The organism is Bradyrhizobium sp. Kon10, assembly GCF_055807395.1.
Genome location: NZ_JBVVOZ010000032.1, coordinates 1 through 25,295 on the forward strand (window position 1 = coordinate 1; position 25,295 = coordinate 25,295).

Here is a 25,295-nt window from a genome sequence, read left to right on the forward strand (position 1 = left end):
CACTCAGCTCCTCGGCGGCGGCCGCGACGCTGTCGACGCTGATGGAGGCGTCATGGGACGCCTTGCCCGCGACCTCGACGCGTTCATTGGTCTGCCGCGACACTGCGGAGAGATCGCCCGAGGTCTTGCGCATCTCGCCGGAGGCGTCGCTCAATTCGCCGAGCGTCTTGCGCACCGCGCCTTCGAATTCGCCGACATAAGCCTCGATCGCGCGCTGCCGCGCAACGGCGCCCGCATTGCGCTCGCGCTCGTGCTCTTCGATCTTGAGCTTGTCTCCGGCTTGTTGCTTGAACGTTTCGAGCGCGCCGGCAAGCGCGCCGATCTCGTCGTTGCGGTCAAGATAGCCGCTCTCGACGGCAAGATCGCCGCCGGCGACCTTGAGCATCGCATCGCGGATGGTGTTGAGCGGACGGATGACGCGGCGGCTGACCAGCATGATCGCGCCGACGGCGAGGCCAATTGCGAGCGCCAGCAGCACCAGCTGCACGGTCAGCGCGCGCTGCGCGGCGCCGCGCTGCTCCGTTGTATGCGCTTTGGCGGCGTCGAGCGCGCCTTCCGCGACCGCGACCGCGCTCGCCATGCGGCCGACCGTGAGCGGGCTCCATTGGTTCGCCGTCATCTCGGACTTCTCGCCCTTGACCAGCGCATCCGCGAGGCGGTCGCGCAGAGCCAGATATGGCGGCTCGAAATAGGCTGCCTTCGCGGCTGCCATGGCCGAGGCGAGCTCTGCCGGCAGCTGCATGCCCGAAGTCGACAGCTCTAGCGCCTTCCACATCGCGCTCGTGCCGCCAACATATTGGGTGTAGGCGTATCGGGTCTCCGGTGAGATTTTGCCGGCGTTGAGGCCGATCGAGACGATCAGCGAGGCTTCGCCCGCGGTGTTGCGCAGCAGCCAGGCGTTCTGCTTGATGGACAGCAGTTGGTCGATCTCCGCGTCCTGATGGTTGACGGTAGCGGCCAGGATGTTCGAGAGCTTGTCGAGCGTGTCGAGCAGGCCCTGGGTCGTCTCCATATATTCCTTCGGCAGGCCCGCGCGGCGCTGGTCCCTGGGTTTCGCGACGTCCTCCCAGAACTGCTTCTGTTCGTCCGTCAGCAGCTTGAAGAGACGCGCGAGCTCCGGCACCAGCGTGCCGGATTGTGGGAAGTCGATGGTCGGCAACAACTCGAGGGCGCGCGCCATCGCCGGCATCTGGGCGTCGCGCAAGGCGCGGAGATACTTCTCGATGTCCGGATCCATCGGCTCCGTCGCGTTGAGGAGCCGCGTGGTGGTCGAGCGGTCGGTGCGCAGATTGTGCATCGCCTTGAACAGATCGGCGGAGGCATCCGCAACTTGCGAGATACGGTTGGTGGCCTTGAGGCGACCCCAGGACTCGTGGGCGGTGAGCGAGAGCGCGATCACCACGCAGACCGACGTGATCGCGATCACCGCCTTCAGCAACGCGGATACGGTCAGACGATTCAGCATCGAAGCCCCCAATAGCAAAAAATTCAAAATCTAAGGCGCTCCCAGGCAACTGCGAAAACAGGGAGGCGCCGCATGGTCGGCCATCGCATGCCGCTCGCGGCACACCACAAACGGTTTCTGCATCTGAAACAAAAAGGGTAAAGGTTTAGGCAGCCGAGAGCCCGGTAGAAGTACGTATTTACGAGAAGTTGCAGAGGGTTGCCTCTATGGAACCAGCGCCCGGGTTGCGCGTTAAGACATTGTCAGCAATTTGCCTTAAGGGGGGTCCTCGCGATGCTGGTCGGCGTACTCGTCACCTTTCTTGTCGTCATTCTCGTCCTTTATCTCATCAACATGCTCCCGATGGACGGCCGCGCCAAGCAGATCGCGCGGGTGGTCGTCATCATCATCGGCATCGTCTCGCTGCTAAAATATCTCGCGGTGTTTTAGCCGGGCTTTCGTAGCCCGGATGGAGCGCAGCGCAATCCGGGTCTTGCTCCATGCGATAGCGGCCCCGGATTAGGCTGCGCTCCATCCGGGCTACTGCTCCAACAAAAAAGCCCCGGCGTGAGCCGGGGCTTTGGTGTGGAGCGGTCGAGCTTAGCCGGCCGTCTTGCTACCCGGCCGCCTTGGCCTCGCGGCGGCGTGCCGTGAGGATGTATTCGGTGTAGCCGTTCGGCTGCGTGCGGCCCTTGAAGACGAGGTCGCAGGCGGCCTTGAAGGCGACACCGTCAAAGGCAGGGGCCATCGGCTTGTAGATTGGGTCGCCCGCGTTCTGCTTGTCGACGACGACGGCCATGCGCTTGAGCGATTCCATCACCTGCGCTTCGGTGATGACACTCTGGTGCAGCCAGTTGGCGAGGTGCTGGCTCGAGATGCGCAAGGTGGCGCGGTCTTCCATGAGGCCGACGTCGTGAATATCAGGCACCTTGGAGCAGCCGACGCCCTGGTCGATCCAGCGAACGACATAGCCCAGAATGCCCTGGCAATTGTTGTCGATCTCCTGCTTGACGTCGTCGGGCGCCCAGTTCGACTTCGACACCGGAATGGTGAGGATGTCGGAAAGTTTGCCGCGAGGTCCGGCCTTGGTCAGCTCCTGCTGGCGCGCGGTGACATTGACCTGATGATAGTGCAGGGCGTGCAGCGTCGCCGCGGTCGGCGACGGCACCCAGGCGGTGGTGGCGCCGGCCTGCGGATGCGCGAGCTTCTGTTGCAGCATGTCCGCCATCTTGTCCGGCGCAGCCCACATGCCCTTGCCGATCTGGGCGTGGCCGGGCAGCCCACAGGTCAGGCCCATGTCGACGTTCCAGTCCTCATAGGCCTTGATCCAGGCCTGCGCCTTCATCTCGTTCTTGCGGATCATCGGGCCCGCTTCCATCGAGGTGTGGATCTCGTCGCCAGTGCGGTCGAGGAAGCCGGTGTTGATGAACATGATGCGCTTGGAGGCGCGCTGGATGCAGGCCTTGAGGTTGACGGTGGTGCGCCGCTCCTCGTCCATGATGCCGACCTTGAGCGTGTTCTCGGGGAGGCCCAGCATCTTCTCGACACGATCGAAGATCTCGCAGGTCAGCGACACCTCGTCCGGGCCGTGCATCTTCGGCTTGACGATATAGGCCGAACCGGTGCGGCTGTTCCTGACCTTGGAATTGCCCTTCAAGTCATGGATGGCGAGAAGGCCCGAGACCGCGGCATCGAGCAGGCCTTCCGGAATCTCCTCGCCGGTCTCGTCCAGCACCGCATCGGTGAACATGTGGTGACCGCAATTGCGCATCAGGAGCAGGCTGCGGCCGTGCAGCCTGACCTCGCCCTTGCCATCAGGCGTCTTGTAGCTGCGGTCGGCGTTGAGCGAACGCGTCAGCGTCTTCCCGCCCTTCTCGAAATCGGCCGACAGCGTCCCGTTCATCAGGCCGAGCGTGTTGCGGTAGACCAGCACCTTGTCTTCGGCATCGACAGCCGCCACCGAGTCCTCCATGTCGAGGATCGTGGAGACCGCGGATTCCATGATCATGTCGGCGACGCCGGCCGGATCGTCCTTGCCGATCGTGCTGCTGCGGTCGATCTTCACCTCGACGTGCAGGCCGTTGTTGGCGAGCAGCACGGCCGACGGCGCTGCCGCATCGCCCTGGAAACCGGCGAACTGCGCAGCGTTCTTGAGCGCGGTGGCGTTGCCGCTCTTCAGCTTGACCGCGAGTTGGCCTGCGACCACGCTGTAGGCGGTCACGTCGGTATGGCTGCCGGTGGCGAGCGGCACGGCGGCATCGAGGAAGGCTTTTGCTTTCGCGATCACCTTGTCGCCGCGCGCCTTGTTGTAACCCTTGCCGCTCTCGGACGCATCGTGCGGGATGGCGTCGGTGCCGTAGAAGGCATCATAGAGCGAGCCCCAGCGCGCATTGGCGGCGTTCAGCGCATAGCGCGCATTGGTCAGGGGCACGACGAGTTGCGGACCGCAGATCGTGCCGATTTCTTCATCGACATTGGCGGTCTCGACCTTCTGCGTCGCAGGTTCGGGGACGAGATAGCCGATTTCCTTCAGGAAGGCGGTATAGGCATTGAGGTCGAACGCCTTGCCCTTGTTGGCGCGGTGCCACTCGTCGATCTTGGCCTGGAGCGTGTCACGGACGGCGAGCAGCGCGCGGTTCTTCGGCCCCAGCTCCTTGACGATAGCGGCCAGCCCGGCCCAGAACGCATCCGGCGCGATCCCTGTTTTCGGGGCCGCTTCCTTGGCGATGAAATCGAACAGGACCGGGGCGATCTTCAATCCGTGGGCGTCGACGCGTTTCATGATGGTCTTTCTTGTTGGAAATGGCTGTTTTTGGCTGCTCTTGACCCGACAGCAGCAAAATGCGCCCGCAAAGGGCGGCTTTCGAGGTCCTATTAGCCCCAAAATCGGGGCCGTGAGAAGGGCCCCGGCGTCTGTCAAAATGTCAATGAAGGGTGGGCGGCAGCCTCACGGACCGCTGTCATTCCCCGCGAAGGCGGGAATCCAGTACGCCGAGGCTTCTCCGTATCCCAACGCCCTCTCTGGAATACTGGGTCGCCCGGTCAAGCCGGGCGACGACAGCGAGGGAGTAGGACCGCCTCAAATATTCGCGGCCAGATCCACGACCTCGTCGAACAGCACGCCGGTCGCCTTCAGCATCTGTTCGATCTCGTCCGCGGCCTCGGCGACCGTCCGCTTCGACGTGTCGATCACGAGCTCGGCCGCCTGCGGCGCCTCGTAGTCATTGCCGATACCGGTGAACGACGCGAGCGTGCCGGCGCGGGCCTTTTTGTAGTGGCCCTTGGGATCGCGCTCCTCGCAAACCTCGGCTGGCGTCGCGACGTGGATCTCGCGAAACGCAGTGTCGGCGATGCGGCGTGCGGTGGCGCGGTCCTCGCGAGCGGGCGAGACAGCGGCGACGATGGCGATATGGCCATTGCGCGCCAGATGCGTCGCGACCTCGGCAAGCCTGCGGATGTTCTCGCTGCGGTCGGCGGCGGAGAATCCGAGATCGTTGTTGAGCCCGGCACGCACCGTGTCGCCGTCGAGCAGGATCGGCGAGCCGCCGTTGGTGAACAGCCGCCGCTCCAAGGCCTTGGCCAGCGTCGACTTGCCGGAAGCCGGCAGGCCGGTGAGCCAGACCACCGCGCCATCGTGCTGGTAGCGCGCGGAGCGCTCGTCAGGACGAAGCGCCGATTCCACCGGCACGATATCGACGGGCACGGCGCGCTGGCCGGCATCGACCGACAGCACGAGGCCGCCGCCGGCGATGCGCCCGGACACCTCGATCACGAGACGGCCGGTGCGCGGATTCTCGGTGTAGGGATCGGTCGCGATCGGATTGGACAGGGAGATGTCGATCTCGCCGACATGGTTGCGGCCGATTGCCTTGTTCTCGATGCTCGAGAGCTCGCCGGGGTCGACTGCCTTCTCGATCGCAACGACGGTGGCGCGGCTTTCCTTCGGCCCGCAACGCACCAGGAGCTGGTCGCCCTTGGCGAGCGGCTTGTCGTGCAGCCAGAAGATGCGCGCGCGCAACCGTCGCGTCTCGCGCGGAGCGGCGTTCGCATGCGCGATGATGTCGCCGCGCTCGATGAAGAGCTCGCGGTCGAGTGTGATGCCGACCGAGCGGCCGGCGCCCTGACGGCCGGCGACCGGCGTGATCGGCCAGCTCTCGACCGTCTTGATCCTGGCGATCTTGCCGGCCGGCATGATCACGATCTCGTCGCCGGCAATGAGGCTGCCGGATTCGATCCGGCCGGCCACGATGCGGCGATCGTCGAATTTGTAGATCGCCTGCACCGGCAGGCGCAGCGACAGCGCTTCCAGCGGGCGCGCCGGCTCCAGCCGGTCCAGCGCCTCGACCACGGTCGGCCCGTTGTACCAGCCGATTCGGTCGGTGCGCTCGGCGACGCCGTCGCCGTCGCGGGCGGAAATCGGGATCACAGCCGTGGGCTTCACGCCGAGGCCTTGCAGATGCGCCGAAATCTCCTCGCTGATCGCCTTGAAGCGCTCGGCGGAGAAATCAACGCGGTCCATCTTGTTGACGACGATCGCGACCTGCTTCACGCCGAGCAGATGCAGGAGATAGCCGTGCCGCCGGGTTTGGTCACGCACGCCTTCGAGCGCGTCGATGATCAGCACCGCGCCGTCGGCCTGCGAGGCGCCGGTGATCATGTTGCGCAGGAATTCCGCATGGCCGGGCGCATCGATCAGGACGATGTCGCGCGAATTGGTGCGGAAGCGGATCTGGGTGGTGTCGATGGTGATGCCCTGGTCGCGCTCGGTCTGCAGCGCATCGAGCAGGAACGACCATTCGAACGGCATGCCGCGCCGCGCGCTGACGGCTTTGAGCATCTCCAGCTTGCCGTCGGGCAGGCTGCCGGTCTCATGCAGGAGGCGGCCGACCAGTGTCGACTTGCCGTGGTCGACATGGCCGACGATGACGATGCGGACCTGCGGTCGCGTCGTGCCGTTTGGCATCGACGTCGTGCCGTTTGGCATCGAGCTGGTGTCGTTCGGGGCGGGCGAAGCGGGGGTGACGATCATGTTCATAGCCGCGGTGCGTCCTTGAAAATCAGAGATAGCCGGCGACGCGTAGGCGCTCGAAGGCGTCTTCGGTCTCGTGATCGAGCGCACGGCCGGCACGCTCCGGCACCTTGGTCTGCTCGAGCTCGGCCAGGATCTCGTCGATGTTCGACGCGGTCGAAGCGACCGGATTGGTGATGTCCTGGTCACCCAGCGAGCGATAGCGCTTGCCGTCCTTGGCGAGATAGAGCGGGATGATCGGGATGTTCTCGCGCTTGGTGTAGGCCCAGATATCGGACTCGGTCCAATGCAGGATCGGGTGAATGCGCAAATGCGCGCCTTGCGGCGGCGACGCATTGAAGTGATCCCAGAACTCCGGCGGCTGGTCGCGCACGTCCCAATTGCCCTCCAGGCCGCGCGGCGAGAACACCCGCTCCTTGGCGCGCGTGGCCTCCTCGTCGCGGCGAATGCCGGCGATCAGGCCGTCGAAACCGTATTTGCCGAGCGCCATCTTGAGGCCCTCGGTCTTGCGCGCGGCGGAACGGGCGGCCGGCGGCAGCGTTGGATCGACGGCATCGATGGGCGGGCAGGGCTCGACTCGCAGGTCGAGATCCCACTCTTTCCCGTAATGGTCGCGGAAGCGATACATCTCCGGAAACTTCTTGCCGGTGTCGACATGAAGCGCCGGGAACGGCAGGCGGCCGAAGAACGCTTTCCGCGCCAGCCAGATCATGACGTTGGAGTCCTTGCCCAGCGACCACAGCAGCGCGATCTTCTTCAGGCGGGCAAAGGCCTCGCGAAAGATATAGATGCTTTGCGCCTCGAGCTGGTCGAGGTGGTCCATGCTGGGGGCAAGCTCGGCAGAAAATTCTTCAGAGCGCGCGCGATCGATGAACGCGGGGCTGCTCACTCGATCAGCAGCGGAATCGTCCTTGAGAAGATGCATCTCTGCCACTTTGCGTTTGGAGGCGAAAATTCTATAGTTGCGTCGCGGGAGAGAAGAAGAAATTTTCTCTTTGCGCGGTCGAAACGAGACATATATAGAAAATAATTCCAGTCAACCCCGTATCTCGGGGAAACGAGTATCGCATGCGCTTCTTGCCGGTATTCCTCGATCTCAAGGCCGGTCTGGTGGTCCTCATCGGTGCGGGAGAGCTTTTGCGCGCCAAGCTGCGCGTGCTCGCCGCCGCCGGCGCGCGCATTCGCGTGCATGCGATCGACGGCAATCAAGATCTCGGCCTCGGGTCCGATGACACCGCGCGGGTGACTTTTGCCGATGGCGATCCGCTGACCGCCGATCTTTCCGGCGTGATCGCGATCGTCTGCGCCGGCGCCGGCGATGTCGGCGTCGCAATGTCGGTGCGCGCCAAGGCGCTGGGTCTTCCTGTCAACGTCATGGACGACCTCGAGCATTCCAGCTTCATCTTCCCGGCGATTGTCGATCGCGGCGACGTCGTGGTCGCGGTCGGCACCGGTGGTACGTCGCCGGTGGTGGCGCGGCGCGTGCGCGAGAAGATCGAGGCGCTGCTGCCGGCGCGGATCGGCGAGCTCGCCGGGTTCATCGGCGGCTTCCGCAAATCCGTCAACGAGCGCATCGCCGAGTTTCCGTTGCGCCGCCGCTTCTGGGAGCGCGTGATCGACGGTCCGATCGGGGCCGCCGTGCTCGCCGGCCGCAAGGGCGAGGCGGAAGCCGCGCTCAAGACGATCTCCGATCCGTCTGCGTTTGCTCGGGCCGACAAGCCGGAAGGCTCCGTCGCGTTGGTCGGCGCCGGCCCCGGCGATCCGGATTTGCTCACCATCAAGGCCCTGCGCGCGCTCCAGGATGCCGATATCGTCTTCCATGACGAATTGGTCTCACCCGAAATTCTCGACCGCATCCGCCGCGACACCACGCGCGTCGCGGTCGGCCGCCGCGTCGGCAAGCCCGGCATCGGCCAGGACGCCATCAACAAGCGCATGATCAAGGCCGCGCAATCGGGCCAGCGTGTGGTGCGGTTGAAGGGCGGCGATCCCTTCGTGTTCGGCCGCGGCGGTGAAGAGGTCGAGGCGCTGCGTGCCGCCGCCGTGGCCTATTCGATCATTCCCGGCATCACCGCAGGGCTCGGCGGCGCCGCGGATTTCGAGGTGCCGCTTACCTACCGTCATGAAGCGACCCGCATCACCTTCCTCACCGCGCACAGGGCGCGTGATGCGGAGGCGGTGGATTGGTCCACGCTCACGGACACCAAGATGACCGTCGTCGTTTATATGGGCATGACCGCGGCACCCGCCGTGCGCGCCGGCCTGTTTGCCGCCGGCCGCTCGCCGGAGACCCCGGTCGGCGTGTTTGCCCGCGTCACGCGTTCCGACGCGCAAGGCGCGATGGGCACGCTGCGCGATCTGCCCGAGCTCGTGCGGCGGACCCAGGGCGGTCCAGCCATCCTCATCATCGGCGACGTGGTCCGGCATGCCGGTTCGCTTCGCCGCGACACATCCGAGAAAACCCCAAAGCAAATCATCTCTGACCTATTGGATGCAGCCGAATGACCTCCCCGCTCGAACAGAAGAAGATCAAAATCGCCGGCCCCTCGGTCGTGACCGCCAACCGCACCTGGGATGGCATCGTGGTCTACCGCACCACCGCAAAGGGTTGGTCCGCGGACCTCTCGGAAGCCGCGATCGTGCGCAACTCCGACGAGGCGAAGGCGTTGCTTGCCGAGTCCGTGGCCGATGACGTCGGCGCGATCGGCCCCTATATCGCCCCGGTGCAGATCGGCGACGACGGCAAGGTCCAGCCCGGCAATTTGCGTGAACAGATCCGCCGCACCGGCGTCACCATCGGATCGCCGGTCCAGGCTTAAGGCACTCCGTTATGTATGCTTACGACGAAATCGACCGCACGCTGGTCAACGAACGCGTCTTGGAATTCCGCGACCAGGTGAAGCGGCGCCTTTCTGGCGAGCTCACCGAGGACGAGTTCAAGATCCTGCGGCTCCAGAACGGCGTCTATTTGCAATTGCACGCCTACATGTTCCGCGTCGCGATCCCCTACGGGACGCTGGCGTCGAACCAGTTGCGGCAGCTTGCCCATGTCGCGCGCAAATACGACCGCGGCTACGGCCATTTCACCACGCGGCAGAACATCCAGTTCAACTGGATCAAGCTCGCCGAGCTGCCGGATGCGTTGGCCGATCTCGCCGAGGTCGGCATTCATGCGATGCAGACCTCCGGCAACAACATGCGCAACGTCACCTCGGACCAGTGGGCGGGCGTCGCGCCCGGCGAGATCGAGGACCCGCGGATCTGGTCGGAGCTGATCCGCCAGCACACCACGCTGCATCCCGAATTCTCGTTCCTGCCGCGCAAGTTCAAGATCGCGATCACCGCGTCGGAGCACGATCGCGCCGCGATCAAGATTCACGACATCGGCCTGCGCCTGATCAAGAACGAGAAGGGCGAGACCGGGTTCGAGGTGCTGGTCGGCGGCGGCCTCGGCCGTACGCCGTTCATCGCCAAGACCATCAAGCACTTCGTCCATGGCCGCGACATCCTGAGCTATATCGAGGCCATCCTGCGCGTCTACAACCAGTACGGCCGCCGCGACAATATCTACAAGGCGCGCATCAAGATCCTGGTGCACGAGCTCGGCATCGAGAAATTCTCCCGCGAGGTCGAGGAGGAGTGGCAGCATATCCGCAACTCCTCGCTGCAGATCGACGACGAGGTGATCGAGGACATCCGCTCGCGCTTCACCTATCCTGCCTACGAGAAGCTGCCGCACAATCCCGACGAGCTGCGTCAGGCTGCGGCCGATGCGGATTTCGAGGCCTGGCGCAAGAACTCGGTCGCCCCGCACAAGGTGCAGGGCTATTCCATCGTCACGATCTCGCTGAAGCCGATCGGTGCGCCTCCCGGCGATGCCACCGCCGAGCAGATGGATGCGCTCGCCGATCTCGCCGACAAATACTCGTTCGGCGAAATTCGCGTCGGCCACGAGCAGAACCTGGCGCTGCCGCATGTCGCCAAGCGCGATCTCCCTGCGCTGTGGAAGGCGCTCGACAAGCTTGGCCTGGCCACGCCGAACGTCAACCTGATCACCGACATCATCGCCTGTCCGGGGCTCGACTATTGCTCGCTGGCGAACGCGCGCTCGATTCCGATCGCGCAGGAGCTGACGCGGCGCTTCGCCAATCATGAACTCGCCAATTTGATCGGCCGGCTGCACATCAACATCTCCGGCTGCATCAATGCCTGCGGCCATCACCATGTCGGCCACATCGGCATTCTCGGTGTCGAGAAGAACGGCGAGGAGGTCTATCAGATCACCATCGGCGGCCGCGCCGACGAGAACGCCGCGCTCGGCAATCTGATCGGGCCCGGCGTCAAGTTCGACGAGGTTGCCGACGTCGTCGAGGACATCGTGGAAGCCTATCTGGCGCTGCGCGAGCGGCCGGAAGAGCTTTTCATGGACACGGTGAAACGCCTCGGCGTCGAACCCTTCAAGGAGCGCGTCTATGCCACTCGTTAACGGCGGAAAGATCGTCGACGACAGCTTCGTCAAGCTCGCCGTCGACACCCCGCTGCCGGAGGGCGGCGACATCCTGGTGCCGGCCGAGCGATTCCTGACCGATGCCGACGCGCTGCTGAAGCGCGGCGGCAAGGTCGGCGTGATCTGGCCGAACAACCGCGACATCGCTGAGCTCGTGCCTTATCTCGGCAAGACCGCCGTCGTCGCGTTGGTGTTCCCGACGTTCCGCGACGGCCGCGCCTACAGCCAGGCCCGGCGGCTGCGCGAGCGCTACGGCTATCGCGGTGATCTGCGTGCCACCGGCCAGGTGCTGCGCGACCAGTTCGTGTTCATGCTGCGCGCCGGCTTCGATTCCTTCGAGGTCAAGAAGCAGGCCGACGCGGAAGCCTTCATGCAGACCGCGAAGCGCTACTCGGTGTTCTATCAGCCGACCGGTGACGGCCGGATCACGGCGCTGCACCGGCGCATGCAGTTGCGGCATTCGGAAGGTGTCGGCACGTGAACGCGATTGCGCCTCAGGTCTCGTCAATCTCCGAGCTGCCCTCGGCGGAGCAGCTCGACCGCGCCTTGCGCGATGCCTCGCCCGCGGAGATCATCGCCGCGGCCCTGAAGACGGTCGGCCGCGACAAGCTTGCGCTGGTGTCCTCGTTCGGCACGGAATCGGCGACGCTGCTCAAGGTGATGGCGGATGTCGACCCGGCGATCCCGGTGATCTTCCTCGATACCGGCTGGCTGTTCGAGGAGACGCTGGCCTATCGCGACACGCTGGTCGCGACGCTGGGGCTGAAGGATGTCCGTTCAATCAAGCCCGCGGAAGAGACGCTGTCGCGCGAGGATCCCGACCGTGACCTCTGGTTCTCAGATCCCGACGCCTGCTGCCGTATTCGCAAGGTGGAACCGCTGGCGCGTGCGCTGAAGCCGTTCTCGGCCTGGATCAACGGCCGCAAGCGCTTCCAGGGCAATGCGCGTGCCGAGATTCCGGTGGTCGAGGACGACGGCGCGCGGCTGAAATTCAATCCCTTCGCCAATGTCTCGCGCGAGGAGCTCGAGGCGATTTTCGTCCGCGCCAAATTGCCGCGGCATCCTTTGGGGGCGTCCGGATTTCTCTCCGTTGGTTGCATGCCTTGCACCAGCCGAACGGCCGAAGGCGAGGACGAGCGCGCCGGTCGGTGGCGCGGTCGCGCCAAGACAGAATGCGGCATCCACACCATGAAGATTTCGTAGCACAGTCAGGCTGCAACGTCGCCAACAAGGAAATCCGGTTCCGTTGACTTGAGCGCGTTTCGCCCCGAGTTATGCCCGTGTGCCATCGATGACGCCGATGTCGTCGAGGTGAATGGAGATGGACATGATCCGCCGTATCGTTCCGCTCGCGGCAGCCCTGCTCGTGACGGGCGTCCTGGCAAGCTCGGCTCTCGCCGCTGACATCAATCTGTTGAACGTGTCGTACGATCCGACCCGCGAGCTCTATGTTGAATTCAACAAGGCGTTCGCGAATGCCTATCAGAAGGAGACCGGCAAGAGCGTCGAGATCAAGCAGTCGCATGGCGGCAGCGGTTCGCAGGCACGCGCGGTGATCGACGGATTGCAGGCCGACGTCGTGACGCTCGCGCTCGCCTACGACATCGACGCCATCGCGTCCAAGGGCCTCACCGCGGCGGACTGGCAGAAGCGGCTGCCGCAGAATTCCTCGCCCTACACGTCGACCATTGTGTTCCTGGTGCGCAAGGGCAATCCGAAGGGCATCAAGGACTGGGACGATCTGCTCAAGCCGGGCGTCGCCGTGATCACGCCGAACCCGAAGACCTCCGGCGGCGCGCGCTGGAATTATCTGGCCGCGTGGGGATTCGCGCAGAAGAAATATGGCTCGGTCGACAAGGCCAGGGATTTCATCGGCAAGCTCTACCAGCAGGTGCCGGTGCTCGACACCGGTGCGCGCGGCGCCACGGTGACCTTTGTCGAGCGCGGTGTCGGCGACGTGCTGCTGGCGTGGGAGAACGAGGCTTATCTCGCGCTGAAGGAGTTTGGTCCGGAGAAGTTCGAGATTGTGGCGCCGCCGCAATCAATCCTCGCTGAGCCGCCGGTCGCGATCGTGGACAAGGTTGCCGACAAAAAAGGCACCCGCAACGCCGCCGATGCCTATCTCCAATATTGGTACACCAGGGAAGGCCAGGAGATCGCCGCGCGCAACTTCTACCGCCCGCGCGATCCCGAGATCGCCAAGAAGTACGAAAACGCCTTTGCCAAAGTCGAACTCTTCACAATCGACGATGTCTTCGGCGGCTGGACCAAGGCGCAGAAGGAACATTTTGCCGACGGCGGCGTCTTCGATCAGATCTACAAGAACTGATCGGGCGCTGTCGGAGGGGCATGAGCAGGGGGCCTGGTGAGCGCAATCGCAGCACGACGCCGGACATTGCCGGGCTTCGGTCTCACCATGGGGCTGACGCTGTCCTGGTTGTCCGTCATCATCCTGATTCCGCTCGCCGGCCTGTTCCTGAAATCGCTTGAGCTCAGTCCGGAACAGTTCTGGGCCATCCTTTCCAGCCGCCGCACCCTCAATGCGCTCAGGGTCTCGTTCGGCCTCGCCTTCGCAGCCGCTTGTGTCAACCTGGTGATGGGCAGCATCATCGTCTGGGCCCTGGTGCGCTACCGCTTTCCCGGGCGGCGGCTGTTCGATGCCATCGTCGACGTGCCGTTCGCGCTGCCGACGGCGGTCGCGGGCGTCGCGCTGACCTCGCTGTTTGCCGAGAAGGGCTGGCTCGGCGCACCGCTCGCGGCGCTCGGCATCAAGGTGGCGTTCACGCCGGTGGGCATCTTCGTCGCCATGATCTTCATCGGAATTCCCTTCGTGGTCCGCACCGTGCAGCCGGTGCTTCAGGATCTCGATGTCGAAATCGAGGAAGCCGCGGGCAGTCTGGGCGCCAGCCGCTGGCAGACCATCATCCGCGTGATCCTGCCCTCGCTCGCGCCGGCGCTGCTGACGGGCCTCGCGCTCGCTTTTGCCCGCGCCGTCGGTGAATACGGCTCGGTGATCTTCATCGCCGGCAATTTGCCGAACGTCTCCGAGATCGCGCCGCTCCTGATCGTGATCCGGCTGTCCGAATACCGCTATGCGGATGCGACGGCGATCGCGGTCGTGATGCTCGTGGTGTCGTTCGTCGTCATCTTCGCTGTCAACCGGCTCCAGCGCTGGGCGCAGAGCCGGATTCCGGCGCGCTGAGGAGGACGCGATGACGATGCAGATCGCCGATTCAGTCTCGCTCCCGGCTTCCGATGCGAGGGCGCGCGTGTATGCGGCAGCAGCGCGCAACAATCTCCGCACCGAGCCGAAGGCGGTGCGGATCGCCATCATCGCGCTGGCGATACTGTTCCTCAGCGTGTTCGTGGTGCTGCCGCTGGTCGTGGTGTTCGCGCAGGCGTTCTCGAAGGGCATTCTTGCCTATCTCGCCGCGCTCTCCGACCCGGAAGCACTCTCGGCGATCCGGCTGACGCTGCTGGTTGCCGCGATCTCGGTCGGCCTCAATCTCATGTTCGGCCTGGTCGCCGCCTGGGCCATCGCCAAGTTCGAGTTCACAGGTAAGACCTTCCTGATCACGCTGATCGACCTGCCGTTCTCGGTGAGCCCGGTGATCTCGGGCCTTGTTTTTGTGTTGCTGTTCGGCGCGCAAGGCTATTTCGGCGGCTGGCTCAGGGATCACGACATCCAGATCCTGTTCGCGGTGCCCGGTATTGCGCTCGCCACCACCTTCATCACCTTCCCGTTCGTGGCGCGCGCGCTGATACCGCTGATGCAGGAGCAGGGCACGCAGGAAGAAGAGGCTGCGATCTCTCTCGGCGCCTCCGGCTTGCAGACATTCTTCCGTGTCACGCTGCCCAATATCAAATGGGGCGTGCTCTACGGCGTCCTGCTCTGCAACGCGCGCGCGATGGGCGAGTTCGGTGCGGTCTCGGTCGTCTCCGGCCACATCCGCGGCGAAACCAACACCATGCCGCTACTGGTCGAGATCCTCTACAACGAATACCAGTTCGTCGCAGCGTTCGCGATCGCCTCGCTGCTGGCGATGCTGGCGCTGATCACGCTGATCGCCAAGACCCTTCTCGAACGTCATCTGGACGAAGGACACGAAGCCCGTGACCATTGAAGTCAGGAATCTGGTCAAGAAGTTCGGCAGCTTCAAGGCCCTCGACGGCGTCGACCTCAAGGTGGACAATGGCGAGCTGCTCGCGCTGCTCGGACCCTCCGGATCCGGCAAGACCACGCTGCTGCGGATCATCGCCGGGCTCGATTGGCCCGATTCAGGCGAAGTCGCCTTCAATGGCGAGGACGCGCTGGCGCAGGGCGCGCGCGAACGTCACGTCGGATTCGTGTTCCAGCACTACGCGCTGTTCCGCCACATGACCGTGTTCGAGAACGTTGCCTTCGGCCTGCGCGTGCAGCCGCGCGCGATCCGCAAGGACGAAGCGACCATCCGTGCCCGCGTCAAGGAGCTGCTCGATCTCGTGCAACTCGACTGGTTGGCCGACCGCTATCCGAGCCAGCTCTCCGGCGGCCAGCGCCAGCGCATCGCGCTCGCGCGCGCGCTTGCGATCGAGCCGCGCATCCTGCTGCTCGACGAGCCGTTCGGCGCGCTCGATGCGAAAGTGCGGAAAGAACTGCGCAAATGGCTGCGCAGCCTGCATCACGAGATCAACGTTACCTCGATCTTCGTCACCCACGACCAGGAGGAGGCGCTGGAAGTCGCCAACCGTGTCGTAGTGATGGACAAGGGCAGGATCGAGCAGATCGGCTCGCCCAGTGACGTCTATGAAAGCCCGGCGACCGCCTTCGTGCACGGGTTCATCGGCGAATCGATCGAACTGCCGGTCCAGATCGAAGGCGGCGTGGTCCGGCTCGGCGAACGTGCGCTCGCCCTTGCCGCAGACGGGCTTGCGCCTGGCGCGTCAAAACTGTTCGTGCGGCGACATGACATGCTGGTCGGCCCGCCCGGCAGCGGCGCCTTCGAGGGCGCCGTGCAGCAGGTCCGGAATTTCGGTCCGGTGCAGCGGGCCGAAATCGCCTTGCTCGGCGGTGAGACCATCGAGATCGATGCACCACGCGACAAGGAACTCCGCGCCGGCGACGCCATCGGCCTTAATCCCCGCCGCTACCGGATATTTGCGGGCTGAGGCGTCCGCCGTCACTCCGGGCGATGCGTAGCATCCAACTATGGTGCGCAATTGCGCACCGGAGAATCTCGCGTTTGTGGCGCGAGAATCCGGGTTCAGCGCCCTGCGCTGCCCCGGAATGACAGCAACGATTTTCCGCAAAATTCACCTTTCAGCCACGGTTGGTATGCAACAACGGCCCCTCATTGGGGGCTTCTGTACATGCGCGCCGCGGCCGCGATATCAATCACTTTGCTACTCGCCGGCTGTGCCGGCAACGAAGCGCCGGTCCAGCAGCCGTCCATGTATGCGGATATGTCCGTCCCGGGCTCGAAGCTCGATGCGCAGGCTGCGGCGATCATGATCTCGCAATATCGCCAAAACAACGGCCTCGGCACCGTTGTCATCGATCCCGACCTGATGCGACTTGCGGACTCCCAGTCCGAGGCCATGGCGGCCGCCAACAAGATGGACCATGACGTCCGCGCGCCGCTCGCCAAACGCCTCAATGCCGGCAATTATCCCGCAACCGTAGCCGTCGAGAACGTCTCGGCCGGCTATCATACGCTGGCGGAAGCATTTTCCGGCTGGCGCGACTCGCCTCCGCACCGGGCCAACATGCTCAAGAGCGGTGTCACAAAATTGGGCATAGCAGCCGCCTATGCTCCAGGCACCAAGTACAAGGTGTTCTGGACCATGATCCTGGCCTCGACAGAGCCCCGATAAGCCAGACTTGATCCCCGGGATGCCTTAACGCCGTGGCGAACTGTCGCCATGGCCGCTCGCCATCTGCTAGTGTTCCCGCATGACAGATCACAATCCCGAAGCCGTCAGCGTCCCCGCCAACGCACAGCGCGTCCTGGTCTTGCAGGGCGGCGGCGCGCTCGGCTCCTATCAGGCCGGCGCCTATCAGTCGCTATGCGGTTATGGCTTCGAGCCCGAATGGGTCGCCGGCATCTCGATCGGTGCCGTCAATGCGGCCATCATCGCCGGCAACGAGGGTCACACCCGGGTCAAGCGGCTCAAGGAATTCTGGGAGATGGTCTCGGCGCCGGTGCCGTGGAAGCCGATCGGCAAGAGCGATCACAGCCGTGAGCTGTTCAACTCCAGCAGCGCCGCGCTGATCGCGACCTTCGGGGTGCCGGGCTTCTTCGTGCCTCGCCTGCCTCCCGCGCCACTCTGGCCGCCGGGCAGCCCGCAGGCGCAGAGCTACTACGACACCGCGCCACTGAAGAAGACGCTGGAGCGGCTGGTCGATTTCGACCGCATCAACGACCTGAAGACGCGCCTGTCGGTCGGCGCCGTCGGCGTCACCTCGGGCAATTTCAAATATTTCGACAATTACGAGTTCAAGAAGCTCGGCAAGAAAATCGGCCCCGAGCACATCATGGCCTCCGGCGCGCTGCCGCCGGGCTTTCCCTCCATCGTCATCGACGGCGAGCACTATTGGGACGGCGGCATTGCCTCCAACACGCCGCTCGACTTCGTGCTCGATGCCGAGATCGACCGCGACCTCCTGATTTTCCAGGTCGACCTGTTCAGCGCCCGCGGCGATTTGCCGACCTCTCTGCTCGAGGCCGCCGAGCGCGAAAAGGACATCCGCTTTTCAAGCCGCACGCGGATGAACACCGACAAGAACAAGCAGGTCCACAACGCCCGCAGGGCCGTGCGCGACCTGATCGGCAAATTGCCGGATTATTTGAAGAACGATCCGTCCGTCGAATACCTGGCGAAGGCGTCGCGCGAAAGCACCGTCACCGTGGTGCACCTGATCTATCGCAGCAAGAACTACGAATCCTCGTCCAAGGACTACGATTTCTCGCATGTTGCCATGGTTGAGCATTGGGAAAGCGGTGTACGCGACGTGCATCTGTCGATGCGCCACAAGGATTGGCTCGATCGGCCGCAGTCCGACGAGACCATGGTGACCTACGATCTCACGGGGGACGTCAGTGCGCCCCCGGCAAAAAGGAGCGAATAACATGGGTAGTCTGTCAGGCAAGAACGCCGTTGTCACCGGATCGACCAGCGGCATCGGCCTCGCTTATGCGCGCGCCTTTGCGGGGGCCGGCGCCAATGTCGTCATCAACGGCTTCGGCTCGCCGGAGGACATCGAGAAGGAGCGCACCAAGATCGAGTCCGATTTTGGCGTGAAGGCAATCTATTCGCCGGCCGACATGACCAAGCCGGCCGAGATCGCCGGGATGATCGCGCTCGGCGAAAAAACCTTCGGCTCGGTCGACGTCCTCGTCAACAATGCCGGCATCCAGTTCGTCTCGCCGATCGAGGAATTCCCGATCGAGAAGTGGGACCAGATCATTGCGATCAATCTGTCCTCGGCCTTCCACGGCATCCGCGCCGCGGTGCCCGGCATGAAGAAGCGCGGCTGGGGCCGCATCATCAATACCGCGTCGGCGCACTCGCTGGTCGCCTCGCCCTTCAAGTCGGCCTATGTGTCGGCCAAGCACGGCATCGCCGGCCTGACCAAGACCGTGGCGCTGGAAGTCGCGACCAACAAGATCACCTGCAACTGCATCAGCCCCGGCTATGTCTGGACGCCGTTGGTCGAGAAGCAGATCCCCGACACCATGAAGGCCCGCAATCTCACGCGCGAGCAGGTCATCAACGACGTGCTGCTCGATGCGCAGCCGACCAAGGAGTTTGTCACCTCCGAGCAAGTCGCAGCACTGGCGCTGTTCCTGTGCAGCGACGATGCCGCGCAGATCACCGGGACGAACCTCTCGATCGACGGCGGCTGGACCGCGGAGTAGGGCGGCGTTCTGTCGTGCCCCGGCTTGACCGGGGCATCCAGTACGCCGCGGCGTCTCGGTTCAATCACAGCCGTCTCGGAGTACTGGATCGCCCGGTCAAACCGGGCGATACGGCGAGAATCGTGCTGCCGTTCCTGTTCAACGGCTCCAGGCCAGGGCCGTCACAATGGCGGTCGACAGGTTCAATTCCGCGAACATGATCCTGCCGGCGACCACGAAAAGGACGCAGGCGAGCGTCAGCCGCAGCACCGTCTCCGGCACGCGCGTCGCGCTGTAGCTGCCGAGGATAATTCCGGGCAGCGACCCCAGCAGCAGCACGCCCATCAGATGCCAGTCGACCGAGCCGAGCATCCAGTGCCCGGCGCCGGCCACCAATGTCAGCGGCACCGCATGCGCGATGTCGGAGCCCACGATAGTCGCCATCGGCAGGCGCGGATAGAGCAGCAGCAGCACGGTGACACCGACCGCACCGGCGCCGACGGATGAAATCGAGACCAGCACGCCGAGCACGATCCCCGTGATCACGGTCGCGATGGCGGTGTTGCGCTCGTCGATCTGTTCCAGGCGCCGGCGATAGCGCTCCATGATCGACTTGCGGAAGATCAGCGACGTCGCCGTCAGCATCAGAGCAAAGCACAGCACGAGATTGACGAGATTGCGCTCGGAATCGCTCCTGAGATCGAGCTTCCACAGCACGAGCAGCGTGAGCGCGCTCGCCGGGATGCTGCCGCAGGCGAGCCGCAGTACCGCCGGCCAGTGCACGCTACGCGACCAGCCATGCACGATGCTGCCGCCGGTCTTGGTGGCGGCGGCATAGAGCAGGTCGGTGCCGACCGCGGTGGCGGGATGGATGCCGAACAGCAGGATCAGTAGCGGCGTCATCAACGAACCGCCTCCGACACCGGTCATCCCGACAAGCAGGCCGACGGCAAATCCCGAGGCGACATAGAGTGGATCAATCATGGTCTGGGGAATCTTAGGTTTATCTCGTCAATAGGGCAATACGACGTAGAATAAACTTTCCCAGCCGTGCAACTGCTTGGGTGGAATAAGAAAATTTGTGCTGCTGATGATAAATGGACAGCCGTTTTGCCTCTTCCGAGGCCGTGTCGCGAAATGCCATTCCGCGGCGAGCGGCTACGCTAGCGTCCAAACGCCAGCACGTGCAGCCCCAGCCGCTGCCGCACGATCCAGAACAGCAACACCGTCTCGAAGCTGAGCGAGATCGAGGTCGCGGCCGCGGCGCCATGGCCGCCGAAGCGTGGCACCAGCGCAATGCAGAGCACGAGGTTCATCACGAAGGCCAGTGCGTAGGCCAGCGCGCAGATCTTCTGCTGGCCGAGCATGTTGAGCAGGCGCTCGACCGGACCGATCGCGGCGCGCACCACGAGCCCGATCGCGGCGACGAACATGATGTCGTAGCCGACCACAAATTGCGGTCCGAACAGCCAGAGCAGCGGCTTGCCGAGCGCGAGCAGCACGGCCGTTGCCGCCAGCGACGGCCAGAAAGTCCAGTTGATGGCGTGCGCCACATAGGCCGACAGCCGTGCCTTGTCGCCGAGCGCATTGTATTCGGCGAAGCGATGCGCGGTCGTCGCCGACATCGCGTAGTGGATGAAGGAGACCAGCGCCAGCGTCTTCACCACCGCGAAATAGACGCCGACCTCGTCGGAGGGGCGGAACTGCTGAAGCACCAGCACATCGGTGTAGGACAGCAGCAGGTAAAAGCTCTCGACCAGCAGGATCGGCAGCGACACGGCGAGCCAGCCAGCGACGTCGTAGGCCTTCGGGCCGGGCTCGACATGATGGGCCAGCTTGTGGTTCAGCACGACCATCTGTCCGGTCATCGCAATCCACACTGCGCCGGCGCTGGCGACCATCGCGGCCACCGCGCCAAGATGATAGCCAAGCAGAAAGGCGCAGGCGGTGATGCCGATGATCAGCGCCTGCCGGATGATGAATTGCGGCATCAGGCCGAGCCGCATCCAGTCATGCGAGCGGGCAATGCCGTCCTGGGTGTTGGCGACGACGAATGCCGGCAGTGTCATGCAGCCGATATAGAGCGGTAGCGCTTCGGCGGGATCGATCCACGGCGACAGCAGCTTGACGATGCCGGCCAGCGCGAGCGACATCAACGCGGAAACGGCGAAGGTGAGCCAGCGGCTGCCGGAGAGAAAGCCGCGCAACAGCGCATGATCGCCGCTGGTGCGGTACTCCGGAATGATCTTTTGCGCGGAGGCCGAGATGCCGAAATCCATCATGCTGCCGAGCAGCAGCACCCAGGTCCAGACATAGACATAGATTCCGTAGTCGGACGTCCCCATCCAGCGCGCGAGCAGGACCTGCGCGAAATAGGCGAGACCCGCGCTGATCACGCGGATAATGAAGATGGTGCCGGCAAGCCGCCGCGTCAGCGACGCTTCGCTCGATCCGCCCGTCAGCTTGCCGCGCAACCGCGCGATCAGGCCGGCTGATCCGGTCGAAGCGGGCTCTGCATCCATCACGGCCACGTCGAAGATCCCTGGGCGCCCCGCATGCTGCGGCGGCCCTCGGAATTAGCAACCATTCGTTAAGATTCGGTTGGGTGGAGGTATGGTGCTGCACCATCCCCGGTGTCGTCCCGGCGAAGGCCGGGACCCATAACCACAGGGAGACGTTGCGGCGGGAAGCTAGTAACTCCGGATTTTCGCAAAACTATTGCTGCGGCGTATGGGTCCCGGATCTGCGCTCCGCTTCGCTGCGCTTGTCCGGGACGACAATCATTCCAAATTCGTATTGAACTCGTACGATTTCTCCGGCCCGACCAGCGTGAATTTCAGCGCTGCACCATCGGGCTTGGCGTCCGGCGGCAGCCCGTCAAGCTCGAAGGAGAAGCGTTTCACCCCTGGCGGGCTGTGCTCCACCGGCGCGGGAATCGGCAGCGACCAGTCGGGCGTCGGTCCTTCCACGTACAGATTGATGTTGCTGTTGTCCGGCGCAACCACATCGACCATCACATTCTTGGCGCCGTCGCGCCTGACGTCGCGGATGGTCAGCGGATTGGGATCGCCGATATTCGCGGGCTTCGGCACGGTGTCGAGCGCCGCACGCAGATTGGCGTCCTCGGTCGACGCGACGCTGTTGAAGCCAAGCTCGACGCTGGCCTCTACCGGAATACAGATTTTTTCGCACACCGCGTAATTGATCTCGGCCCGCAGCGTCACCGGCTTGTCGGCCGTCTTGGGAACGATACGGAGCGGCAGCACGATCTGATCGTGATAGCCGATCGAATGGCCGCCCGCGCCGTCGTCGAACTTCAGCGGTGCCGGCCACATGATCGTGACCGCCTCGACATTGTCCGACTTCGAGAAGTCGAACCGCGGCGGAACGCCGGAATCGCCGGGCGTGCGCCAGTAGGTCTTCCAACCCTGCTGGATCTGGAAGGCGATACCGCCGAGCAGGACTGCGCCGCTACGCGATCCCGCGAGCAGGCGCACCGCGGAATGTCCGTCGCGCTGCCACGGTGAAGCGTCGTCGGCGCGCGCGGTAAGCGCCAGCGACGACGCAACCAGGGTGGTCGCGACGCCAATCGCCGCACGCAGGGGAACTATGCTGAGCATGGTACGTCTTTACAGGGTCGCCCCGGGGCAAACCATTGAATTGCTTGTGATGGATGCACTGGAATCGATCGCTGCAAGCCTTGATTTGACAGCGGCCAGGGCCGACATCAGGATAGGAATCGAAACCGGAGTGCTTCACCGATGGCTCCTACTGGCAAAAGGACTGGCGACAGCACCCGGGGCGCGGGCTCATCATTTCCCAATTCGGCCGGCTATCTGGACGGCCGGCTCCTGATCGCGATGCCGGTGATGGGCGATTCCCGCTTCGAGCGCTCGGTGATCTATCTCTGTGCCCATTCGGCGGAAGGGGCGATGGGCATCATCGTCAACCATCCGGCCGGAAGCATCGATTTTCCGGAGTTGCTGGTGCAGCTCGGCATCATCAAGAAGGGCGAGCAGATCAAGCTGCCGGAGAACGCCGAGAGCATGAAGGTGCTGCGCGGCGGCCCCGTCGATACCGGCCGCGGCTTCGTGCTGCATTCCAGCGATTTCTACATCGACAACGCGACGCTCAGGATTGACGACGGCGTCTGCCTCACTGCGACCGTGGATATTCTGCGTGCGATCGCAAAGGGTTCCGGACCAAAGCACGCCATCCTCGCGCTCGGCTATGCCGGCTGGGCGCCAGGCCAGCTCGAGACCGAGATCCAGAGCAATGGCTGGCTGCATTGCGATGCGGATGCCGACCTGATCTTCGGCGACGACGTCGACGAAAAGTACGGCCGCGCCCTGCGCAAGATCGGCATCGACCCGGGCATGCTGTCGAACGAGGCCGGCCACGCGTAGTTGTGTGGTTGGCGTGACAAAGCCCCCTCAGCCGTCATTGCGAGCGTAGCGAAGCAATCCAGACTGTTCCCGCGGAGGAATTCTGGATTGCTTCGTCGCAAGGGCTCCTCGCAATGACGGAGTTTGTTGAGACGGCCGTGCTTTCATCATCTCGCGCCGAATCCTCTTCGACCCCTTCGTCGGGACGACAGCGGTGAATGCCGCCTACTCCGCCGCCTGCTGCTGCACCGTCGGCTCGGTCCCCGCAACCGTCGCACGCCGCATGTCGCGGGGCTGGGACTGGTCGTAGCGGCGGACGCGGTGCATGGTCTGGCGGTTGTCCCACATCACGAGGTCATGCAGCTTCCATGTGTGGACGTAGACGAATTCCGGTTGGGTCGCGTGCTCGTTGAGATCGCGCAGCAACAGCCGCCCCTCCGGCACGCTCATGCCGACCACCTTGCCCGCATGCGACGACAGATACAACGACTTGCGGCGATGCACCGGATGCGTGCGCACCAGCCGTTGCAGCACCGGCTTGAACATCTCCTTCTCCTCGTCGGTATATTCGCTGAAGCCGAGCGAGCCGCGCGAATACATCAGCGAATGTTCGCAGACGAGGTCCTCGATCTCCGTCTTGGTCTCGTCGTCGAGCGCATCATAGGCCGCGCGCATGTCGGCGAATTCGGTGTTGCCGCCCTTCGGGTTCACCACGCGCGCCGACAGCAGCGAAAATTTTGCGGGGATGGGGCGGAATGAGCTGTCGGAATGCCAGAGGCAATTGCCGAGATTGAACAGATGCGTGCGACTGTCCTTGGGCAGCGGCTTGCCGTCCTTGCCGAGGTTGGAAACATCGTTCAGCTTCGACGACAGCCGGTACTCGTCCTTGGTCATGACGTGCCCGCCGCGAGCTTCCTCGCGCTGGCCGAAATTGAGCGCGAAGACCATCTGCTGCTCGTCGTTGATGTCCTGATCGTGGAACACGAGCACCGCATATTTGTCCATGGCGGCCTCGACCTCGCGCGCCTCGCCCTCCGTGAGAGGCTTGCGCAAATCGAGACCGGAAACCTCGCCGACAAAATGTTTCTGAAGCTGCCGGATGGCGATCGTCATGGCGTTTCTCCCGCGAACCGCGAGCGGTTGGTCCCGCTCTGTTGACGAAAAAGCTACTCCGGCGATCGGCGTTGTCAACGCTGGCCGTGCATGGCTCTCACGCGTTGCGGGCCATCAGGCCGCCATCGACCGGGATCACCGCGCCGGTGAGGAAGGAGGCTGCCGGCAGGCACAGGCTCAGCGTCATGTGCGCGACCTCCTCGGGATCGCCATAGCGGCCGAGTGCGGTGCGGCGCTTTGCGTAGATGGTCTTGTGCTCCTCGGAGATGCGATCGGTGATTGCGGTACGGATCGGGCCCGGGCAAATGCAGTTGACGGTAATGCCCTCGCGGCCAAGCTCCACCGCCAGCGAGCGGGTCAGGCTCGCCACGCCGCCCTTCGCTGCCGAATAAGGGCTATGTAACGCGGTCGCGCCGAGCGCCTCGGTGGAGGCGATGTTGACGATGCGCGGGCTGTTTGATCTGCGCAGGTGAGGCAGCGCGGCGCGGACGATGCGCGGATGCGCCGTCAGCATCACCGCGATGCCCTTGGCCCAGGCGTCCTCGTACGCCTCGTCATCGATGGCGACGCGCACGGAGATACCGGCATTGTTGACGATGATATCGAGCCCGCCGAAATGCGCCGCGACATCATCGACCACGCGCTTGATCTCGCCGCCGTCGGCGACGTCGAGCTTCCAGGCCTTGGCCGAGCCGCCGCCCGCGGCTATCTCTTTCGCGACGGCCAGCGCGCCTCGCTCGTCATGGTCGGTCGCGGCGACGTGCGCACCTTCGGCCGCGAACACGCGCGCGGTCGCGCGGCCCATGCCGCTCGCTGCACCGGTGACGAGAACGGTGAGGCCCTGCACGGAGCGGCTGAGCTGCTTGAATTCGGACATGCTGCTTCCCCGAGTGGTTTCGTTTCTTGTTATGCGATTGACAAGGCTGGCATCGATCCGCAG

General features: G+C 64.2%; 23 protein-coding genes. 14 read left to right on the forward strand and 9 right to left on the reverse strand.

Annotated features, from left to right (window positions below; all coding sequences use genetic code 11):
- Nucleotides 1–1,465: HAMP domain-containing protein (locus AC0L2O_RS29885; RefSeq protein ID WP_473372278.1), on the reverse strand; the 1,465-nt coding region annotated here is incomplete at its 3' end.
- Between the two features lie 273 nt (nucleotides 1,466–1,738).
- Between AC0L2O_RS29885 and AC0L2O_RS29890 the strand changes: the two genes are divergently transcribed.
- The gene (locus tag AC0L2O_RS29890) at nucleotides 1,739–1,894 is read left to right on the forward strand and encodes a Thivi_2564 family membrane protein (protein ID WP_007599832.1); all 156 of its coding nucleotides are present in this window, start codon (nucleotides 1,739–1,741) and stop codon (nucleotides 1,892–1,894) included.
- A 166-nt stretch (nucleotides 1,895–2,060) separates the two neighbouring features.
- On the opposite strand, the gene AC0L2O_RS29895 is transcribed toward AC0L2O_RS29890, so the two are convergent.
- The 3 genes from AC0L2O_RS29895 to cysD form a co-directional block, all read right to left on the reverse strand.
- The gene (locus AC0L2O_RS29895) at nucleotides 2,061–4,226 is read right to left on the reverse strand and encodes a malate synthase G (protein ID WP_473372279.1); all 2,166 of its coding nucleotides are present in this window, start codon (nucleotides 4,224–4,226) and stop codon (nucleotides 2,061–2,063) included.
- A 297-nt stretch (nucleotides 4,227–4,523) separates the two neighbouring features.
- The gene (gene cysC / locus AC0L2O_RS29900) at nucleotides 4,524–6,479 is read right to left on the reverse strand and encodes an adenylyl-sulfate kinase (RefSeq protein WP_473372280.1); all 1,956 of its coding nucleotides are present in this window, start codon (nucleotides 6,477–6,479) and stop codon (nucleotides 4,524–4,526) included.
- Nucleotides 6,480–6,501: 22 nt separating this feature from the next.
- The gene (gene cysD / locus AC0L2O_RS29905; protein ID WP_409192725.1) at nucleotides 6,502–7,296 is read right to left on the reverse strand and encodes a sulfate adenylyltransferase subunit CysD; all 795 of its coding nucleotides are present in this window, start codon (nucleotides 7,294–7,296) and stop codon (nucleotides 6,502–6,504) included.
- 245 nt (nucleotides 7,297–7,541) lie between these two features.
- On the opposite strand from cysD, the gene cysG reads away from it, so the two are divergent.
- The 12 genes from cysG to AC0L2O_RS29965 all read left to right on the forward strand — a co-directional run bounded on the left by cysG (nucleotide 7,542) and on the right by AC0L2O_RS29965 (nucleotide 18,878).
- Nucleotides 7,542–8,978 (forward strand): siroheme synthase CysG, encoded by a 1,437-nt coding sequence (gene cysG / locus AC0L2O_RS29910; RefSeq protein WP_473372281.1) that lies wholly within the window; start codon nucleotides 7,542–7,544, stop codon nucleotides 8,976–8,978.
- Nucleotides 8,975–9,292, forward strand: coding sequence for a DUF2849 domain-containing protein (locus tag AC0L2O_RS29915; protein WP_369726459.1), 318 nt, complete (start codon nucleotides 8,975–8,977; stop codon nucleotides 9,290–9,292). The genes cysG and AC0L2O_RS29915 overlap by 4 nt, the downstream gene beginning before the upstream one ends.
- A gap of 11 nt (nucleotides 9,293–9,303) precedes the next feature.
- On the forward strand, nucleotides 9,304–10,959 hold the full coding sequence (locus AC0L2O_RS29920) for a nitrite/sulfite reductase (protein ID WP_473372282.1): 1,656 nt from the start codon (nucleotides 9,304–9,306) through the stop codon (nucleotides 10,957–10,959).
- Nucleotides 10,946–11,461, forward strand: coding sequence for a DUF934 domain-containing protein (locus AC0L2O_RS29925; RefSeq protein ID WP_473372283.1), 516 nt, complete (start codon nucleotides 10,946–10,948; stop codon nucleotides 11,459–11,461). The genes AC0L2O_RS29920 and AC0L2O_RS29925 overlap by 14 nt, the downstream gene beginning before the upstream one ends.
- Nucleotides 11,458–12,183, forward strand: a complete 726-nt coding sequence (locus AC0L2O_RS29930; protein WP_473372284.1) for a phosphoadenylyl-sulfate reductase — start codon at nucleotides 11,458–11,460, stop codon at nucleotides 12,181–12,183. The genes AC0L2O_RS29925 and AC0L2O_RS29930 overlap by 4 nt, the downstream gene beginning before the upstream one ends.
- 124 nt (nucleotides 12,184–12,307) lie before the next feature.
- Nucleotides 12,308–13,309: a sulfate ABC transporter substrate-binding protein gene (locus AC0L2O_RS29935; protein ID WP_409190709.1), complete on the forward strand. Its 1,002-nt coding sequence runs from the start codon at nucleotides 12,308–12,310 to the stop codon at nucleotides 13,307–13,309.
- An 87-nt stretch (nucleotides 13,310–13,396) separates the two neighbouring features.
- Nucleotides 13,397–14,182: a sulfate ABC transporter permease subunit CysT gene (gene cysT, locus AC0L2O_RS29940; RefSeq protein WP_369726539.1), complete on the forward strand. Its 786-nt coding sequence runs from the start codon at nucleotides 13,397–13,399 to the stop codon at nucleotides 14,180–14,182.
- 10 nt (nucleotides 14,183–14,192) lie between these two features.
- A complete protein-coding gene (gene cysW / locus AC0L2O_RS29945) occupies nucleotides 14,193–15,104 on the forward strand; it encodes a sulfate ABC transporter permease subunit CysW (RefSeq protein WP_473372285.1) in 912 nt (303 codons plus the stop codon).
- Nucleotides 15,094–16,128, forward strand: coding sequence for a sulfate/molybdate ABC transporter ATP-binding protein (locus AC0L2O_RS29950; protein WP_369726455.1), 1,035 nt, complete (start codon nucleotides 15,094–15,096; stop codon nucleotides 16,126–16,128). Before cysW ends, AC0L2O_RS29950 begins: the two co-directional genes overlap by 11 nt.
- Before the next feature lie 201 nt (nucleotides 16,129–16,329).
- A complete protein-coding gene (locus AC0L2O_RS29955; RefSeq protein WP_369726454.1) occupies nucleotides 16,330–16,833 on the forward strand; it encodes a CAP domain-containing protein in 504 nt (167 codons plus the stop codon).
- A 79-nt stretch (nucleotides 16,834–16,912) separates the two neighbouring features.
- Nucleotides 16,913–18,088 (forward strand): DUF3734 domain-containing protein, encoded by a 1,176-nt coding sequence (locus tag AC0L2O_RS29960; protein ID WP_369726453.1) that lies wholly within the window; start codon nucleotides 16,913–16,915, stop codon nucleotides 18,086–18,088.
- A 1-nt stretch (nucleotide 18,089) separates the two neighbouring features.
- The gene (locus AC0L2O_RS29965; RefSeq protein WP_409190706.1) at nucleotides 18,090–18,878 is read left to right on the forward strand and encodes a 3-hydroxybutyrate dehydrogenase; all 789 of its coding nucleotides are present in this window, start codon (nucleotides 18,090–18,092) and stop codon (nucleotides 18,876–18,878) included.
- 138 nt (nucleotides 18,879–19,016) lie between these two features.
- Here AC0L2O_RS29965 and AC0L2O_RS29970 read toward each other — a convergent pair whose 3' ends face one another.
- The 3 genes from AC0L2O_RS29970 to AC0L2O_RS29980 form a co-directional block, all read right to left on the reverse strand.
- Nucleotides 19,017–19,841 (reverse strand): sulfite exporter TauE/SafE family protein, encoded by an 825-nt coding sequence (locus tag AC0L2O_RS29970; protein WP_473372286.1) that lies wholly within the window; start codon nucleotides 19,839–19,841, stop codon nucleotides 19,017–19,019.
- Nucleotides 19,842–20,020: 179 nt separating this feature from the next.
- Entirely contained in the window at nucleotides 20,021–21,388 is a 1,368-nt protein-coding gene (locus tag AC0L2O_RS29975) for an oligosaccharide flippase family protein (protein ID WP_473372287.1), read from the reverse strand.
- A 249-nt stretch (nucleotides 21,389–21,637) separates the two neighbouring features.
- The gene (locus AC0L2O_RS29980; RefSeq protein WP_369726450.1) at nucleotides 21,638–22,477 is read right to left on the reverse strand and encodes a protein-disulfide reductase DsbD domain-containing protein; all 840 of its coding nucleotides are present in this window, start codon (nucleotides 22,475–22,477) and stop codon (nucleotides 21,638–21,640) included.
- Nucleotides 22,478–22,618: 141 nt separating this feature from the next.
- Between AC0L2O_RS29980 and AC0L2O_RS29985 the strand changes: the two genes are divergently transcribed.
- The gene (locus AC0L2O_RS29985; protein ID WP_369726449.1) at nucleotides 22,619–23,263 is read left to right on the forward strand and encodes a YqgE/AlgH family protein; all 645 of its coding nucleotides are present in this window, start codon (nucleotides 22,619–22,621) and stop codon (nucleotides 23,261–23,263) included.
- Nucleotides 23,264–23,467: 204 nt separating this feature from the next.
- Here AC0L2O_RS29985 and AC0L2O_RS29990 read toward each other — a convergent pair whose 3' ends face one another.
- Together AC0L2O_RS29990 and AC0L2O_RS29995 are read right to left on the reverse strand one after the other, a co-directional pair.
- Nucleotides 23,468–24,355, reverse strand: a complete 888-nt coding sequence (locus AC0L2O_RS29990; protein WP_473372288.1) for a TauD/TfdA dioxygenase family protein — start codon at nucleotides 24,353–24,355, stop codon at nucleotides 23,468–23,470.
- Nucleotides 24,356–24,452: 97 nt separating this feature from the next.
- A complete protein-coding gene (locus AC0L2O_RS29995) occupies nucleotides 24,453–25,232 on the reverse strand; it encodes an SDR family NAD(P)-dependent oxidoreductase (RefSeq protein WP_473372289.1) in 780 nt (259 codons plus the stop codon).
- Nucleotides 25,233–25,295 lie beyond the last annotated feature (63 nt).